Annotated in this window: 14 protein-coding genes; 7 read left to right on the top strand and 7 right to left on the bottom strand. The window is 64.3% G+C overall.

Annotation, left to right across the window (positions count from 1 at the left end):
• Positions 1 to 9: 9 nt before the first annotated feature.
• On the top strand, positions 10 to 1,833 hold the full coding sequence (locus tag ACP7DD_RS19385) for a DUF885 domain-containing protein (protein WP_426176438.1): 1,824 nt from the start codon (positions 10 to 12) through the stop codon (positions 1,831 to 1,833).
• A 52-nt stretch (positions 1,834 to 1,885) separates the two neighbouring features.
• On the opposite strand, the gene ACP7DD_RS19380 is transcribed toward ACP7DD_RS19385, so the two are convergent.
• From ACP7DD_RS19380 to ACP7DD_RS19365, 4 genes are read right to left on the bottom strand one after another with little or no spacing between them, the layout of a single operon-like run.
• Entirely contained in the window at positions 1,886 to 3,583 is a 1,698-nt protein-coding gene (locus ACP7DD_RS19380) for a M14 family zinc carboxypeptidase (RefSeq protein ID WP_426176437.1), read from the bottom strand.
• A gap of 28 nt (positions 3,584 to 3,611) precedes the next feature.
• Positions 3,612 to 5,102, bottom strand: coding sequence for a HAMP domain-containing sensor histidine kinase (locus tag ACP7DD_RS19375; RefSeq protein WP_426176436.1), 1,491 nt, complete (start codon positions 5,100 to 5,102; stop codon positions 3,612 to 3,614).
• Positions 5,099 to 5,989: a hypothetical protein gene (locus ACP7DD_RS19370; RefSeq protein WP_426176435.1), complete on the bottom strand. Its 891-nt coding sequence runs from the start codon at positions 5,987 to 5,989 to the stop codon at positions 5,099 to 5,101. Before ACP7DD_RS19370 ends, ACP7DD_RS19375 begins: the two co-directional genes overlap by 4 nt.
• Positions 5,989 to 6,639, bottom strand: coding sequence for a response regulator (locus tag ACP7DD_RS19365; RefSeq protein ID WP_426176434.1), 651 nt, complete (start codon positions 6,637 to 6,639; stop codon positions 5,989 to 5,991). Before ACP7DD_RS19365 ends, ACP7DD_RS19370 begins: the two co-directional genes overlap by 1 nt.
• A gap of 302 nt (positions 6,640 to 6,941) precedes the next feature.
• Between ACP7DD_RS19365 and ACP7DD_RS19360 the strand changes: the two genes are divergently transcribed.
• From ACP7DD_RS19360 to ACP7DD_RS19340, 5 genes are all read left to right on the top strand, one after another.
• Positions 6,942 to 7,091 carry a hypothetical protein gene (locus ACP7DD_RS19360; protein ID WP_426176433.1) on the top strand — a complete coding sequence of 50 codons (150 nt, stop codon included), beginning with the start codon at positions 6,942 to 6,944 and terminating at the stop codon, positions 7,089 to 7,091.
• Positions 7,088 to 7,279: a TonB family protein gene (locus ACP7DD_RS19355; RefSeq protein ID WP_426176432.1), complete on the top strand. Its 192-nt coding sequence runs from the start codon at positions 7,088 to 7,090 to the stop codon at positions 7,277 to 7,279. Before ACP7DD_RS19360 ends, ACP7DD_RS19355 begins: the two co-directional genes overlap by 4 nt.
• 141 nt (positions 7,280 to 7,420) lie before the next feature.
• Positions 7,421 to 9,730, top strand: a complete 2,310-nt coding sequence (locus tag ACP7DD_RS19350; protein ID WP_426176431.1) for a M28 family peptidase — start codon at positions 7,421 to 7,423, stop codon at positions 9,728 to 9,730.
• Positions 9,731 to 9,804: 74 nt separating this feature from the next.
• Positions 9,805 to 11,442, top strand: a complete 1,638-nt coding sequence (locus ACP7DD_RS19345) for a M28 family peptidase (protein ID WP_426176430.1) — start codon at positions 9,805 to 9,807, stop codon at positions 11,440 to 11,442.
• 212 nt (positions 11,443 to 11,654) lie between these two features.
• Entirely contained in the window at positions 11,655 to 12,272 is a 618-nt protein-coding gene (locus ACP7DD_RS19340; RefSeq protein ID WP_426176429.1) for a PEP-CTERM sorting domain-containing protein, read from the top strand.
• A 62-nt stretch (positions 12,273 to 12,334) separates the two neighbouring features.
• Here the strand turns inward: ACP7DD_RS19340 and sodC are convergent, their stop codons facing one another.
• The 3 genes from sodC to ACP7DD_RS19325 all read right to left on the bottom strand — a co-directional run bounded on the left by sodC (position 12,335) and on the right by ACP7DD_RS19325 (position 15,366).
• Positions 12,335 to 12,859, bottom strand: coding sequence for a superoxide dismutase [Cu-Zn] SodC (gene sodC, locus ACP7DD_RS19335; RefSeq protein ID WP_426176428.1), 525 nt, complete (start codon positions 12,857 to 12,859; stop codon positions 12,335 to 12,337).
• Positions 12,860 to 13,313: 454 nt separating this feature from the next.
• Entirely contained in the window at positions 13,314 to 14,405 is a 1,092-nt protein-coding gene (locus tag ACP7DD_RS19330; RefSeq protein ID WP_426176427.1) for a phospholipase A, read from the bottom strand.
• A gap of 523 nt (positions 14,406 to 14,928) precedes the next feature.
• Positions 14,929 to 15,366 (bottom strand): tellurite resistance TerB family protein, encoded by a 438-nt coding sequence (locus ACP7DD_RS19325; protein WP_426176426.1) that lies wholly within the window; start codon positions 15,364 to 15,366, stop codon positions 14,929 to 14,931.
• Positions 15,367 to 15,616: 250 nt separating this feature from the next.
• Here ACP7DD_RS19325 and ACP7DD_RS19320 point away from each other — a divergent pair, with 250 nt between their 5' ends.
• The gene (locus ACP7DD_RS19320) at positions 15,617 to 16,177 is read left to right on the top strand and encodes a DUF6622 family protein (RefSeq protein ID WP_426176425.1); all 561 of its coding nucleotides are present in this window, start codon (positions 15,617 to 15,619) and stop codon (positions 16,175 to 16,177) included.
• Positions 16,178 to 16,188 lie beyond the last annotated feature (11 nt).

The following is a 16,188-nucleotide window of genomic DNA, read 5'->3' as shown; positions in this document are numbered from 1 at the left end:
CAGGAACCCATGAAACAGCACTTCACGCTCGGCGCGATCGGCGCCGCGATCCTGATCGCCTGCGCGCCAGCCGGCGCGGCCACGGCCAAGGCAGCCGCCGCACATACCGCCGGCGCCACACAAGCCGGCAAACAGCTCGACCTGCTGGCCAGCCAGTACTACGATGCGGTGGCGCGCTTCGAGCCGGTTGGCGCGACCGAAAACGGCGACGGCCGCTTCGACGACCAGATCGGCATGTCGATCAGCCCGACGATGCGCGCGCGCCAGTACGGGCTGTATCGCGGCTTTCAGGACAAGCTGCGCAGCATTTCGCGCAATGCGCTGAGCGCGAAGGGCCAGGTCAATTACGACATCCTGGCATACGAACTGCGATCGATCCTCAGCCTGGAGAAGTTCCCGCAGCACCTGCTGCCGATCGACCAGATGGACAGCATGCCGGTGACGCTGGCGAACTACGCCGGCGGCCAGGCGGCGCAGTCGCTCACCAGCGTCAAGGGCTACAGGGCTTACCTGAACCGGCTGAACCAGCTGCCGGCGTGGATCGACCAGGCGATCGCCAACATGCGCGAAGGCGTCAAGCAGGGCATCACGCAGCCGAAGGCGCCGATGCTGTCCGCCCTGCCCCAGTTCAAGAAGCTGGTCAGCGCGACGCCGGAAGCGAGCATCTTCTATACGCCGATCACCAACCTGCCGGCCGGCTTTTCGGCGGCCGATAAAAAATCGCTCACCGCGGCGTACCGCCTGACGATCGACAAGAAGCTGGCGCCGGCACTGGCGCGGCTGGCCACGTTCCTCGAGAACGAATACATTCCGGCGGCGCGCACCAGCACCGGCTGGAGCGCACTGCCAGGTGGCATGGAGTGGTACATGGCACGCGTGGCCAGCCAGACCACGACGACGATGACGCCGGAAGAAATCCACGCAATCGGCCTGCAGGAAGTGGCGCGCATCCAGCGCGAGTTTGGCGTGGTCGGACCGAAAATGGGCTACACCGGGCCGGCCAACGGCTTGCCGACGTGGGTCGCGGAACAGGAGAAGTACCGCCCGTTCACCACGGAGAAGCAGGTGATCGACGTGTACCGCGAGCTCGATGCGAAGCTGCGCACCAAGCTGCCGGCGCTGTTCACGCTGACGCCGAAGGCGCCGCTCGACCTGCGGCTCGAGCCTGAACTGAGCCGCGCGACGGCGTCCGACCACTACACGGCGCCGGCGGCGGACGGCTCGCGGCCTGGCGTGTTCTGGTCGGTGGTGAACGATCCGAAGCAGTACGGCAGCACCGGCATGGTGACCTTGTTCCTGCACGAAGGGCAGCCGGGGCACCACTTCCATATCGCGCTGCTGCAGGAACTGAACCTGCCGAACTTCCGTAAATTCGGCGGCAACAACGCGTTCACCGAAGGGTGGGCGCTGTATGCGGAAACGCTGGGCAAGGAGATGGGGCTGTTCGACAAGCCGGAGGATTACTTCGGCCACTTGAGCGACGAGATGCTGCGGGCGGTGCGGCTGGTGGTCGACACCGGCATGCATGCGAAGGGGTGGACGCGCGAGCAGTCTATCCAGTACATGAAGGATACGCTGGGCTACTCCGACGTCGCCAAGAGCGAGACGGAGCGCTACATGGTGTGGCCGGGACAGGCGCTGGGGTACAAGATCGGATCGCTGAAGATCGCGCAGTTGCGGGCGCGCGCGACTGCCGCGCTGGGTCCGAAGTTCAGTCTGCCGGCGTTCCACCAGGTAGTGCTGGGCGATGGCACGCTGCCGTTGTCGCTGCTCGAAGCGAAGGTGGATCGCTGGATCGCGGCCAACAAGCAATCCAGACCACCACACGAATGACCGTCATTTCTGCCAGTGGCAGCAATGACGGCTGGAAGAATGGCGATTTTTTCTAACGTTGGCGCCAGGCGAGCATGAAGACGGGGTAGCGGCTCCACTCGGGTTCGCGGTAGCGCTGGCAATTGGCGAAGATGAAGTCAAGCACCGCGCCCTGGTCCGACACCAGCGCCGCATTGGCGCCCTTCCATGCTTCGAATTTGGCCTTCAGCTCCGGCTCGTCGCGCAGCAGGTCCAGCGCATGGTCTTCGAATACGTAATCGGAATACGCTTCCTTTTTCTCCAGCACGCTGTTGAAAAAGCCCCAGCGGAAGAAGCTGTCGTGTCCCTGCGGCTCGAGCATCTCGACCGCATAGCGAGCCTGGTCCTGGTCGAGCGCGACGACATAGTCGCCGGCCCGCAGGTTGACCCGCCCGCTGCGCTTTTCCAGCACCACGTCATCGTGGAACATGTGACCTTCGTACGCATTCGCGCGCGATACCACCGACTTGACCTGATAATAGTCGACGTCCATCGCGGTGTCGGCCGCCAGGCGCGTCATCTGCACGCCGTTCCACTCGAGCCGCTCGATCGCTTCGCGCCACGCCTGCGGAATCACGTAGGCGCGCGGCGCCTTGACCGTGACGTCGGCGGGGAAGCTGTTGAAGTAGGCGATGTCGCGCTCCCACGCTTCGCTGCGGTCGTACGACAGGCGCGTGTAGTCGCCCAACAGGCTTGGCGAATATTTGGCGGCATAGCCCTTGAAGCGGAAACTCGATGGCTTCGATTCGTCCATCGACCAGTGCACCGGCCACTCGGGCCGCGTCTTGCCTTCGTCCTTCGCGGCGCGCCGCAGTTCCTCGATCTGCACCGCATGTTCAACCGTGAACGCCAGCGCGCTCTCGACCAGCGCGCGCATCGAGTCGTAGCGGTCGGCGAAGGGCTTGAGCATGTGCGTCTCGGGCATGAAGCCGATGGTGTGGTGCAGCGCGGCGTAACCGGTCGAGAAGCGCGGGGTCTCCAAAAATTCGGCGATGCCGTGGTCCGGACTGTCCTTGACGGGATTGACGTACGGGCAGGTAGGCCAGCCGCGCCGGGCCATGTCGGCAAACATCGCCGGCAGCATGGTGTCGGTGAGGAAGGCGCCGAGCGCGCCGCCAAGCTTGTCGGCCTGGGTGTGGATCAAGGTCATGGTGTACGGGTAGTCGGCGCCGTTGGAAGTATGAGTGTCGACCATCACATCCGGGTCCCACGCGGTGAACAGCTGGTTGAACACGCGCGCCGCGAGCGTGTCGCACTTGACGAAGTCGCGGTTCAGGTCGAGGTGGCGGCTGTTGCCGCGAAAGCCGAACTGCTCGGGCCCGTCCTGGTTCACGCGCGACGTGTCGGCGCGATTGAGGCTGCCGTCGACGTTGTACATCGGGACGAACAGGAACACCGTCTCGCCCAGCGCGGCCAGGCGCGCCGGCTCGACGCAGAAGTCGCGCACCAGCGCCATGCAGGCATCGACGCCTTCCGGCTCGCCCGGATGGATGCCGTTGTTGTTGAAGAAGACGGGCCGCCCTTCGCTCTTGATGCGGGCGCGGTCGAACACGCCGTCGGCACTGACCACGCCTGCGTGGATCGGCACACCGGCGTCGGACGTGCCGACCTGGCCAAAACTGAGCACCGCCGGAAAACGCTGCGCCAGCATCTCGTACCAGGCGACGCATTCGGCCCAGGTGGTGGTCTGGTTCTTGTTGCCCTGCTCGTAGGGCGTGAGGAGTTCGTTCATGGCGGGTATAGGTAAAAAAGCGATTTCGCTACGATACAGCAGATGGCGCGCCAAGTGGCAGCGCGATGGCGACGACGGTGCCGTTGGCGTCCGACGCGAAGCCGATGGTGCCGCCGAGCGCGTACACCCGCTCGCGCATGCCAATGATACCGATGCCGGCGGACGCACCGGCGACGTCGAAGCCGGCGCCGTTGTCTGCCACTTCGATATGCAGCACGGCCGCCGACAGCGTCAGCGACACCTGTACGTGGGTGGCGATAGCGTGCTTGATCACGTTAGACAGCGCTTCCTGGATGATGCGGTAAGCGGAAATGGCCAGTTCGTTTTCGAGGTGCGAGAAATCGCCCTCTGAATGGAAGTCGAAACGACAGCCGGAATCGCTGCCGTAATGGCGCATCATTTCCTCGACGGCGCCGTGCAGGCCAAGCATGTCGAGCACCTCGGGACGAAGGCGCCGCACCAGCCGCCGCCCGCTGGCATACAGGTCGAGCGTGAGCTTGGTGATGGCCTGCGACTTCTGCTTGATCTGCTCGATGGCCGCGCCCTCCCCCGCCTGGCCGGCCAGGCGCAGGATGCTTTGCGATTCGAGCCGCGCGGCGATCAGCGAAGCATTGAGTTCGTCGTGGATTTCGATGGCGATGCTCTTGCGCTCGTCCTCGACGATGGAATTTACTTTCTGGATCAGCTTGCGCTTGTCGGCGTCGGCCTTGAGCGCCTCGTTACGCGAGGCGACCAGGTCGCGGGTGCGCTCGTCGACCTTGTTCTCCAGGTGCTGCTTGGACTGGTCGAGCGCGAGCGACATTTCGGCGATCGATTCCTGCAGCTCGCCGATCTCGCCGCCGGTCGTCACCGGCAGGTCGGAGCGGTAGTCGCCGCCGCGGATCTTGCGCAGCGCGCCGATCGACGCGCGCAGCGGCAAGGTCAGGCTGCGCGCGAGGAACCACGCCAGTGCGCCGCTGACGGCCAGCGCCAGCGCCGCCATCGCCACCTCGATCTGGAAGCGGCGCATCTGCTTGGCCAGCATGTTCGTCGGCGACATCGTCACCCGCACCCAGCCCACTACTTCGGCCGGCTGGGTCGGCGGCTTGGTGTCGCTCGGGCCCGATACGTGGGGCGCGCCATTGTCGGAAAACAGGTTCACCCAGATCACCTGCTTGTTGATCGGCGCCTCGTAGAAATGCGGCTCGGCGCGAACGGCAAATTGCGAGGCGACGCTGATGGCCGGTTTGTGATTGGTGTCCATCACGTCGATGCGGTAGATGCTCTTGTCCGACTGGACCAGGCCATTGATGGTCAGGCGCAGGTCGGACAGGTTGCCGGAGATAACGTTGTACTCGCTCGTTTCGGCCAGCGCGCGGGCCAGGATGCGGCCGCGCTCAGCCAGCTCCTCGGCGACCTGGGCGCGGTGCGAAAACCACGAGTAGCCAATCAGCGACGCAAACAGGAACACCACCGGCAGCATGGTGATGAAGATCATGCGGGTGCCGATGCTCCAGCTTTGCCAGAAGCGCGGCTTCATCGCGGCCGGGCCGGCGCTCGGCGCGCGAACGTTCGGGCGGCGCTGCCGACATCGAGGTCGAGCGAGCGCGCCACGCCCTCATTGATGATCGTCTGAAAATAGCGCGGAAACTGCGGCGGCGCCAGTTCGCCGGTGGCGACAAAGGCGGCTGCCATGTCGGCCACCTGCGCGTTGATATCTTCGATCTCCGAGTAGGTCGACGCCAGCGCGCCGGCCTTGACCATGTCGGCCGAAAAGCCGATCACGCCCTGCTTGTGGCGGTAGGTCGACAGCAGGATGTTGCGCAGCGTGTCGACGTTGTAGACGCCGCTGTCGGGCATCGCCAACAGCACCTCGTGGGAAGCGATGCGATTGAGGACGCGGTTGATGTCCTCGCCCGGCGCCAGTTCCTCGAGCGCGGCGGCGCCGTGCAGAACGCTTTTCAGATGCGCCGTTTCGGCGCCGAGGATGACAGCGGCCTTGACCGGCCGGCGGTACAGCAGCGCGGCGAGCTGCAGCTGGCTGGCCGGCGCCGGCTCCGCATATACCGCCGTCATCGCCGCTGCGCGCGCCGGCGTGGCGCCGGCGACCACCGCCCGCCACACGGCGCTGGAGGTAAAGGCGGAGATGACGACGCAGTCGTCCTTGCGGGCGGCGACGTCGCGCAGCGCGGCCGGGCCGATGGCGATGTAGACCATGCGGCGTCGCTGCGCCAGCTCGGTGCGGAACATCGCCGACAGCGGCACCAGCCGCTGGTACAGGTCGTCGGCAATGCGGCGCGTCTGCGCGCTGTCGTCGCCGGTGACGATATGGAAGCGGTAGCCGTGCACCTGCTCGGCGCAGGCGAACGGCGCGGCCAGCGCGAACAGCGCCGCCGCCAACAGCCGCCGCCGCGCGCCGGCTCGCACTAGGGTTCGATCAGGCCGTGCTTGACGGCCAGCTTGGTAATGTAGGCCTGGCGGTGCACGCCCAGCTTTTCCTTGATCGACTGGCTGATATTGCTGATCGTCTTGGTCGACAGCTCCAGCTTCTCGGCGATTTCGGCGTTGGTCAGGCCTTCGGCCATCAGCTTGAATATCTCCAGCCCGCGCTGGTCGAGCTGCGACTGCGGCGAGACGTCGCCGCGCACCGACAGGTTGGCGAGCCGCTCGGCGATCTGCGGCAGGAAGTACAGCTTGCCCTCGTTCGCATGGCGCACCGCGGTGGCCAGGTCGGCCGGATCGCAATCCTTGGTGACGAAAGCGCGCGCGCCGAGCCGGTAGGTTTCCTTGATCAGGCTGTCCTGGTCGAACTGGCTGAGAAAGACGATATTGGCCGCCGGGTAGGCGCCCAGCAGCGAGCGCGCCGCATCGAGCCCGGTCAGCTCGGTGCCGAAGCGGATGTCGAGCACCAGCACGTCGGGCAGAAGGTCCGCATACATGGTGGCCGCTTCTTCGGGCGCGCGGGCCTGGCCCACCACGTCCATGCCGACGCCTTCAAGCGACAGCGCGAAGCCGGTCATGACGATCGGATGGTCGTCGGCCAGCATCACGCGGACCGGTTTGGTTACAGCTTCCATTTGCTCTCCCTGCGGCGCCGCGGCGCCTGCTCTATCGACTTACCATCAGCTGGCAACGGAAGATGCCATCGAACGGAAACATATTCCTGACGTTAGGATTATTTCACACATCGACGCGGGGCGCGAGGGGCAATTCTGCCAGCCTGTTCTCCTCCGCGTTCATAGAAGGCTCATCAGAAATGCTACGAAATAGCTGTTCAGTTGCTAGTAGATGGCATATATTTCTTCCATAGCTTAGTTTCTTAACGTTCTTTCCGCTTGTAAATTTGATTACTCCCAGCCGCTACAACAAGGAGATCGCCATGCACTTCTCGCACATGAACAACGGTCACAGCAGCAAGGCAAGCAAGATCGCGGTGGTCGCGGTATTTCACGCGATCTTCGCGCCAACGGCTGCGTCAGGCCGGATTATCCCGTCAATGCCGTACGCAAAAACCAATCGGGCACGGTGACCCTGGCCCTGCTGGTCGGCGCCGACGGCCGCGTGGCCGGTTCGCGCATCCACAGTTCGAGCGGCTCGAGTGAACTCGACAAGGCTGCCGTGGCCGCGCTGAGCACCTGCAAGTTCAAGCCGGCCACCAATGGCGGCGTCGCCGAGCAAGGCTGGGCGCAGATCGCCTATGTCTGGACGCTGGACTAACCGTTACCAGTTGAGCCTTTCCCCGCCTCGCCTCAGCCGGGCGGGGTTTTTTTACCACCGAAACAAGCGGTCGCCATTGCCACAACTGCGCTGCAAGCCAACCACTGCCAGACACCAGAACAAGAGACGGGAAACACCATCATGCTGATTACTCCAAGCCTGCCGCGCACACAGCTCGCCGCGACGCTGCTCGCATGCGCGGCGCTTGCCTGGGCGGTGCTGCGGCCCGTGGCGCCGCCGGCGCCTTCGGCGACGCCAGCGGCAACCGCCGGCTTTTCTACACCGCGCGCGATGTCCGATGTGCGCTTCCTGGCCGCCACGCCGCGCCCGGTCGCCAGCGTCGCCAATGCCGAGGCGCGCCAGTACATCGTCGCGCAGCTGCGGGCCATGGGACTGGAGCCGCAGGTGCAGACCGCCACCGCGCAAAAGACCTGGATCGACCGCCAACACAATGCGCGCGTCGCGCTCGGCGTGGTCAACAACATCGTGGTGCAGGTGCCGGGCAACGCGCCGGGCCATGCGCTCCGGCCGGCGCTGCTGCTCGCCACCAGCTACGACACGGCCGAGCGCAGCGTGGGCGCGGCGTCGTCGGCAGCGCCGGTGGCGGCGATGCTGGAAACGCTGCGCATGCTGCAGGCAGGCGCGCCGCGCGCCAACGACCTGCTGGTGCTGTTCGCCGACGGCGAGAACGTCGGCGGCCTGGGCGCGCGCGCCTTCGCCGGCCAGCATCGGCTGGCCAAGCGCGCCGGCGTGGTGATCCGCTTCGATGGCCGCGGCAGCGCCGGCGCGCCGGTGCTGATCGGCTCGAGCGGCGACAACCGCGGCGCCATCGGCGGCTGGGCCAGGGCGGCGCCAAACCCGCGCGGCTCGTCGCTGATGCAGGCGGTGTACCAGTTCATGCCGGGCACGCCGGACATGGGCGCGCTCGACACGCTGGGCAGCGCGCGCCTGCACTTTGCCAACCTTGAAAGCAGCAACGGCCATGCGTTCGGCTCGCGCGATACGCCGGACCGACTTGACCCGGCCAGCGTGCGGGCAATGGGCGAGACCATGACCGCGCTGGCACGCCACTTCGGCGATGCGCCTGCTACCCGCATCGCCGGCGCCGCGGTGTACTTCAACCTGCCGGGCTTTGGCGTGGTCCACTATCCGGCCGAAGCGACGTGGATGCTGACGCGCGTGACCTGCCTGCTGTTCGTCATCGTCTGCTGGATGGCGGTGTATCGCCGCGACGCCGGGCCGGGCGACATCGTCAACGGCGCGCTCGGCTTCGTGTTCATCAGTGTTATCGGTGCACTGGCCACGTTCCTGATCTGGACCGCGTTCCCGTCGCTGCACACCGGCCACGACTTCCGCAGCAACGGCGCCGGCGCCGGCGACCAATGGTTCCTGGCCGGCTTCGCGGCGCTCGGCGCCGCCATGTTCATCGGGTTCCAGCGCGGCTTGCGGCGCGCGGTCGGCCACGCCGCCGCGGCGCTCGGCCCGCTGCTGCTGATCGCCATCCTGCTGCCGCTGGCAACGTGGAAGCTGCCTGGCGCGAGCTACGCGCTGGCCTGGCCGCTGACCGGCACGCTGCTGGCATACGGCGCGCTGTATTCGCCGTTCGCCAATCGCCTGCGCGGCTATCAGCGCGCGCTGATCCTGCTGGCCGGCTCGGTGCCGGCGCTGCTGCTGGTGGCGCCGCTGGTGCCGCAGATATTTACCGTCACCTCGCCCGACAACATGAACCTGCCGATGGCGGCGCTGGCCCTGCTGCTTGGCCTGACGGCGCTGCTGCTGACGGCGCAGCGGCGCTTTGTGGTGCGCGGCCTGCTGGCGATGTGCGCCGCTTGCATCGCCGTCGCGGCAACCATCCCGCCTTACGGATCGGCGCCGATTCCGCAGCCGAACCGCATGGCCTACCTGAAGGACGCGTACAACTGGAAGTCGTACTGGATGCTGCCGGCCGTACCGCTCGACGCGTGGTCGAAGCAGTTCTTTCCGAACGCCATCCGGCCCCAGGTGCAGGTCGACGCGTTCGGCCACAACAGCCCGAAAATGTGGCTGGCGCGGGCGCCGGACCACCGACTCGACTATCCCGACATCCGGGTGCTCAAGGACGAGGTGCTGCCGAAGGGTCGCTCGGTCGAATTCACGCTGCAGGCCAAGCCGGAGGTGCCGAACATCGACGTCACATTGAAAGGCGCAGGCACGCTGCGCACCAGCATCAACGGCCGGCCGCTGACGCTGGAACACACCAGCAACTGGACCCTCTCCCTGTACGGCATGGGCGGCCAGCTGCTGCACTTTCGCTTCGACTTGAATTCGGATGAACTGTCGCGCATCTTCATCCATGAGCGGATCCCCGGCCTGCCGCCGAATGCGGCCGGCGCACGCCCGCCGGGCATGCTGCCGTTGACGACGCCGATGACGGAAACGACGATCCTGTCCGATACGCTGCTGTTCAGGTAGGGACGGTACAATGTCTCGCCGCTTACAAGGCGGCGAACAGACTTCCCACTTCAACCTGATCGAATTCGGAACCCATGCAAATGAAGCTTTCCTCCGCCATTGCAAGCGCACTGGCCACCAGCCTGGTGCTGGCCGCACCAAGCCACGCCGCCAAGGCGTCTGCCGCCGCCACGCCGACCGTCCGCGAAGCGCCGCTGCGCGCCCACCTGTCGTTCCTGTCTTCCGACATGCTCGAAGGGCGCGGCACCGGCCAGCGCGGCGGCGACCTCGCCGTCGCCTACCTGGAGGCGCAGGCGATGGCCGCCGGCCTGAAGCCTGCCAATGGCGCCAGCTTCCGCCAGAGCGTGAAAATCGCCGGCGTCAAGTCGGCGCCGCAGGACAGCAAGGTCGTGCTGGAAGCGGGCGGCAAGGCGCAGTCGCTGGCGTTCGGCAAAGACTGGGTGTGGGCGCCGGGCGACGCACAGGCGGCGCACGCGATGGACGCCGAGCTGGTGTTCGTCGGCTATGGCATCACCGCGCCGGAGCAAGGCTGGGACGACTACAAGGGCCTCGACGCCAAGGGCAAGATCCTGGTGATGATGGTGAACGACCCGATGCCGACGGCCGCCGAGCCGGATCGCTTCGGCGGCAAGGGCCTGACCTACTACGGCCGCTGGACCTACAAGTTCGAAGAAGCGGCGCGGCGCGGCGCGGCAGGCGTGCTGTTGATCCATACCGACGCATCGGCCTCGTACGGCTGGAGCGTGGTGCAGAACAGCTGGATGGCCGAGCGCTTCCAGCTCGCTGGCGGCAAGGGCGGCGCCAGCATGGAAGGCTGGATGACCGAAGCGACCGCGCGCGGCGTGTTCGCCGCCTCCGGCCAGGACCTCGACAAGCTGCGCGCGGCGGCTGAAAGCAAGGACTTCAATCCGGTCGCCCTGGGCGCCAGAGTCAAGGGCGAAACGCGCGCCGAAATCCGCATGATCGACCAGTTCAACGTCGCCGGCCTGGTGCCAGGCACCGATCCGAAGCTGAAGGACGAAGTCGTCATCTACAGCGCGCACTGGGACCACCTGGGCAAGCAGGGCAGCACGGGCGACACAATCTACAACGGCGCGGTCGACAACGCGTCCGGTTCGGCGGGCCTGTTGGCGATGGCGCAGGAAGCGGTCAAGGCGCCGGCCAGGCGCAGCCAGATGTTCCTGTGGGTGGCGGCGGAAGAACAGGGCCTGCTCGGCAGCGCCGCTTATGCCGCCAGTCCTTTGTGGCCGGCAGCGAAAACTGCGGCCAACCTGAACCTCGACAGCCTGAACTTTGTCGGCGCGACCAACGACATCGGCACCAAGGGCAGCGAGCGCACCGAGCTCGGTGCGATGGCCGAAGCGGTGGCCAAGGCGATGGGCATGAAGGTGGCGCCGGCGACGCCGGACCTGGCCGGCGGCTACTTCCGCAGCGACCATTTCAGCTTCGCCAAGTCGGGCATCCCTGCATTTTCGGTCGGCGGCGGCAGCGATTACACCAAGGACGCCGAAGCGGGCAAGGTCAAAGCGAAGGCCTACAACCAGCGCTATCACCAAGTGTCGGATGAATACGACGCCAGCTGGGACCTGTCGGGCATGGTGCAGCAGGCGCAGTTCACGCTGAACCTTGGCCGCGCCGTTGCCAACGCGCCGAAGATGCCGGCCTGGAAGGCGGGCGACGCTTTCGGCAAGATCCGCGCCGGCGCGCAGTAATACCAGCAATACCGTGGCGTCGCCAGACAGCGCGGCGCCACACTCATTTTCCCACATACCTCGCTATTTCCTCGTCGAAATTACTTACACATTATGGCAACTTTCGTTTCCATAAAACTTTAAGACCATGATTCGCAACGGTAATTTCCAGCAGGCACGGATCGTGCTCATGTAACAGGAGTAGCTAACAATAACCAACCTGGGGAATACCAATGAAATCATTTCTGAAATTGGCGGCAACGTTGCTCGCCGTCGTCGCCCTTCACGCGCCAGTGTCGGCGGCGCCCATCGTCGATCAGAGCAATCCGGTGCGTTGGGGCGGGTTTTGTTTCACCAACGATAACGGCGCCTGTGGCCAGTCGTTTCGGCAGAATGCCTCGAATATCTCAGGCGCGGGATTCTTCGTCGATCCTGGATATGGCGATGGCAGCGCCGGCAGCGTGACTATTTCGCTCTACAGTGGCTACGCCCCGACCTCATCTAATCTGCTTGCCTCGGGCACAGTGTCTGGCGTCAATAAAAATTCAGAATGGGTCGACGTTTTCTGGAATCCGGTGGCGATCACCAGCGGTGCACAGTATTTCTTGATCATGCAATCGACGCATTCGATCGTCGCATCGTTCGGGTCTCCAGACTACGCCAGCGGTAACGCCGTCTTCGCCGGAACTACGACAGGGTACGCCAGTTTCGATCTGACGTTCCGCACTTACGCTGACAACAGCGTCAGCGCACAGGTGCCTGAGCCCGGCTCGCTCGGATTGCTGGCGATCGGTTTCGCCGGGCTAGGATTGACGCTGCGCCGGAACGCCAAGTCAAAGCGCGCCGTATAGCAGCGGCTGCTCAACGCAGAGAGCCAGGCGGCACCGTGGGTTTCCCCGGTGCCGTTCTTGCTTCAAGGGATAGGGCCGCAGACGAGCCGCGCGCCACCTCCGCCCAGTGCGGCCGGATGATCGGCATGGTTGTCGCCGCCCACATGGACCATCAGCGAGCGGCCCTTGAGGTCGGCCAGTTTCAGGCGCGGCGCGAGCACCGGGTTGCTCGCGTTGCCGGCCGCGTCCACGGCCAGTGCCGGCAAGTCGCCGAGGTGGCCGTCGCCCCACGGCAGGCCATGCTTTTTGCTGCCGGCGGGATCGTAGTGGCCGCCTGCGGCAAGGCCTGCGACCGGCTTGCCTTCCTTGACGCCGGTCGCGCAACTGGCGTTTTCGTGCACGTGGAAACCGTGCAGGCCAGGCGGCAAGCCAGTGAGCGATGGCGTGAACACCAGGCCGTAGCGGCTTTCGCTGATGGTGACGGTGCCGGCGGCGGCATCCTCGCCGGCGTCGGTCAGGAGTTTCATCGGTACGCGAATGTCGGCTGCCGCCGCCGCTCCCACCGCGCAGGCCAGCGCCAGTGCGACTGCACACACAGGTAGTTTCATTGTCGTCCTCTCAAAGTTGTGTACCCAGATCGTACCGCGATGTCAGTTTGCTGAGCGCTTGCCACGCTGTCAATACGTACTGCCGATAGGTTGACGGCACGGCGGGCTTGAACAGAAGGCGCAACACGACCACTTTCACGCACGCCATGCTCGCGAACGCAGGGATTCCGACCTGGGCCACAGCCGCACCAGGCTGCTGATGGCGAGGATGGCAAGGGCGGTGTTGCACAGCGATTGCTGGGCAATTTCCGCCGCGCCGGAGACGCCGGTCCGACCAGGTGCCAAGCAAGATCGGCAGTGCTGGCGGGCGCCGGCATCACCGGCACAACCGGCGCAAGATTGGCCGCCTACCTACAAGCCGCATCGAGCCGCAGGCTTGATACGCGCAGCTGTTTAAATGAAAAACGGCGCCAGAAACTCTAACGCCGTTCTCGTAAAAAGACCGTGTGTGTTCTTAGAAGTCCATCAGCACGCCAACGCCGATCGATTTTTGCGCGTAGTTGTAGTCGATCAGGCTCTGGCCGTAGCCGGTGAAGACCTGGACATAACCCTTCAGGTTGACCACCAGCGGAAACGCGACGCTGGCCTGTACCGCGCCGTGCCTGGTGTCGAAATTGCGGCGCAACATCGCTGAATACTCATACCCTTTGTCGCGGTAGGTGATGCGCACGTCGCCGTGGCCCATGAAATCGGTGATGTCCGCGTTGTCGTTGTTCGACTTGGCATTGTCGAGCCGCTTCCAGACGCGCGCGGTAACGCCGAGGTCGCCGCTTTCCATGCCAAGCTGGGCGTAGAACCGGTTCCAGCTGCGCGACAGCGACGACGATTGGCCGTTCGACTGGTGCACGAAGCCGACGGAGGCGAAGCGCACGCTCGCGTTGCCGATGTTCTTATTGATCGGCATCACCGCCATCACTTCCGGCTGGTAATTCGTTTCGCGGAACGGGCTCGACTCGCGGCGTGCGTACGCCTGCCAGAAACTTTTCTGCGTGTAGCCGGCCCAGATGTCGATCGGCGTATCGGCGATGCTCTCGATCAGCTTTGCCTTGAAGCTGAGCTGGTACGTCAGCTCGACGTGCTTCGACTTGTAGCCTTCCGGCAGGAATGTGCGGAACGGGCGGTCGTTGGTGGCGTTGCTCTGGTTGGCAACGAGCAGGTAGTTGTCCAGCAGCTGGTGCACCGCGTAGCGGCCGCGCTTGGCGGCGGTGTTCAGTTCCCACTCCTGCGACATGCGCGAGATCGGGGTGTCCGGCTTCATCACCTTCTTCTCGGGCGCTGCGGCGACGACGGCTTCGGCTGGTGCGGCCGGTGCGGCTGGCGCGGCGATGGTCGCGATCGCGGCGGACTCGGCGGGAGCTGCAGGGGTAGCTGGTTTGGCGGTAGATGCCTTCTCTACCTGCTTGGACAAGGCATCAAAACAACCGAGCCGGGCGCTTGAATCACCGAGGACGGCGCAACGCAACAAGTGCTGTTCGGTTTCGGCGGCTTGCGCCGGTGCTATCGCGAGCAACATCGCCGCGACGATTACTGAGTGTTCGAATTTCATGAAACGGACTGCCTTTTGCCTATTGGAAACGGCGAGTATATCGGCATATGGCAAAGGGCGTCCGCCCTCGAGGATCACTGTGCGACGATCGTCGGCTGGCCGTCAACGTTTACTATAGGATCGTGTATATGTGGACGTAAGCCGAAGATATCTTCGCGGCGTTAAATTACGCGGCAGCTCAAGTCGACCGAACTGACTTGGCGCCGACTTGAACCTGCTCATCGATAGCCAACTTCCTCCAGCGCTCGCTCTACATCTGAATAGAGCCGGAATTTCCTGCACTCACGTTCGCGACGCTCCCCTTCAAAGGGAATTCCACCGCAAGTAATCTCGGGGCGATCAGGGAATTGCCGTAGTGTCGATCTCATCTCTTGAGCGCCGCTGGCAGCATCTACGCGACATGCTGGCGGCAGGAGTGTCGGTAGTGGAACTTTGATCTGGTCGATTCGGGTTTGGACATGGTGAAAGGCACCTGACTTTGCGCCCCGGTGCCTTTCATTCTGGATGACCAGCGAGCTGACGCTTACGTCAGTTCAAACTCCGCAGGAGTCAAACCCAACTCCTTGATGATCCGTTTAGCGACTGCCTGTTCGCTCACGTCAAAGTTTCCGTCCGACGAAGCAATCGCGATGACCATCCGCACCAGCAGGCGCGCGGCGCCTTCGTTGGATTTCATCTTGTGCAGCGCGGCGTAAGCCTTGGCTTCGCCGATGTCCTTGTCGAACTCGATCTGGCCGACAAAATCCTGGAACGCCTTGATGACGTCGCTGGTCGTGAACACGGACATGGCGTCGTTGCTTTCGATGAACTTAACCATTTTCTGCTTTTCTTCCGCGCTGACGCTGCCGTCCGCCATCGCCACCAGCGCCGAACCCGCCATAGCCGCGTTCAGGAAGTCCTTGTTCTTGTACTTCAGCGCTTCCGTCTTCAGCTCGCTGGCTTTGCTCTTCAGCTTCGACAAGAAATTTTCAAAAGCCATTTGTATCTCCGGTCTAATATAGAACACAGATATTACGCCTTTGTGCGCCGTTCAGTACGCACACCCCCCAAAAGCGCGCACAAAGCGACGTAGCAAAGGCACTGGCCGCACTGCATTTGGCGCTGCCTGGCAGCATTTCACGTCCGCATACATTCATTCGTCGCATGGGCCCCAGCATCAGTCCGCTCTCGGGCAAAGTGGCAGCAACTTAACCAACTTTGCGGACCATGCGATGCTGATTCAAATTGTGACCCACACCCCTTTCTACGTATGGGCGATTCTTGCCTTGCTGGTTTATCGGGGCGTCGTGGCAATGCGCGGGCGCGAGGTGACGATCCGGAAGCTGTTCATCATCCCCGTCATCATGCTCGCCCTGTCGCTGCAGGACGTCGTGGCAAAGTTCGGCGCCGAGTTCATGCCGCTGTCGGCCTGGGCAGGCGGTGCGGTGCTGATGACGCTGCTGGTCTGGAAGTTCAGCAGCGCAGGCATCAGCGCTGGTGCCTCGCCTGGCCTCGTGCGTGTCCACGGCAGCTGGGCGCCGTTGGCGATGATGATGGCGATCTTCTTCACCAAGTACGCCACCGCCGTGACGCTCGTGATCAAGCCGTTAGCCAGCCACGATCCGCTCTTTTCGACTGTTGTATGCGCCTCGCTCGGCATTTTTAGCGGCTACTTCCTTGGTCGCCTGGCCGGCACCCTGCAATGCTGGAGGTCGATACAGAAGTCGACCTCGGCCGCACTGCGGCAACCCATCTGCTTCGAGCCGGCCCTATCGTCAACCCGCGGCGCCTGAAGTCTCTCCCT

It is taken from the genome of Massilia sp. TWR1-2-2 (assembly GCF_049897565.1).
Taxonomy (GTDB): Bacteria; Pseudomonadota; Gammaproteobacteria; order Burkholderiales; family Burkholderiaceae_D; genus JAFCUW01.
This window is presented reverse-complemented; position numbering and strand designations above follow the sequence as displayed.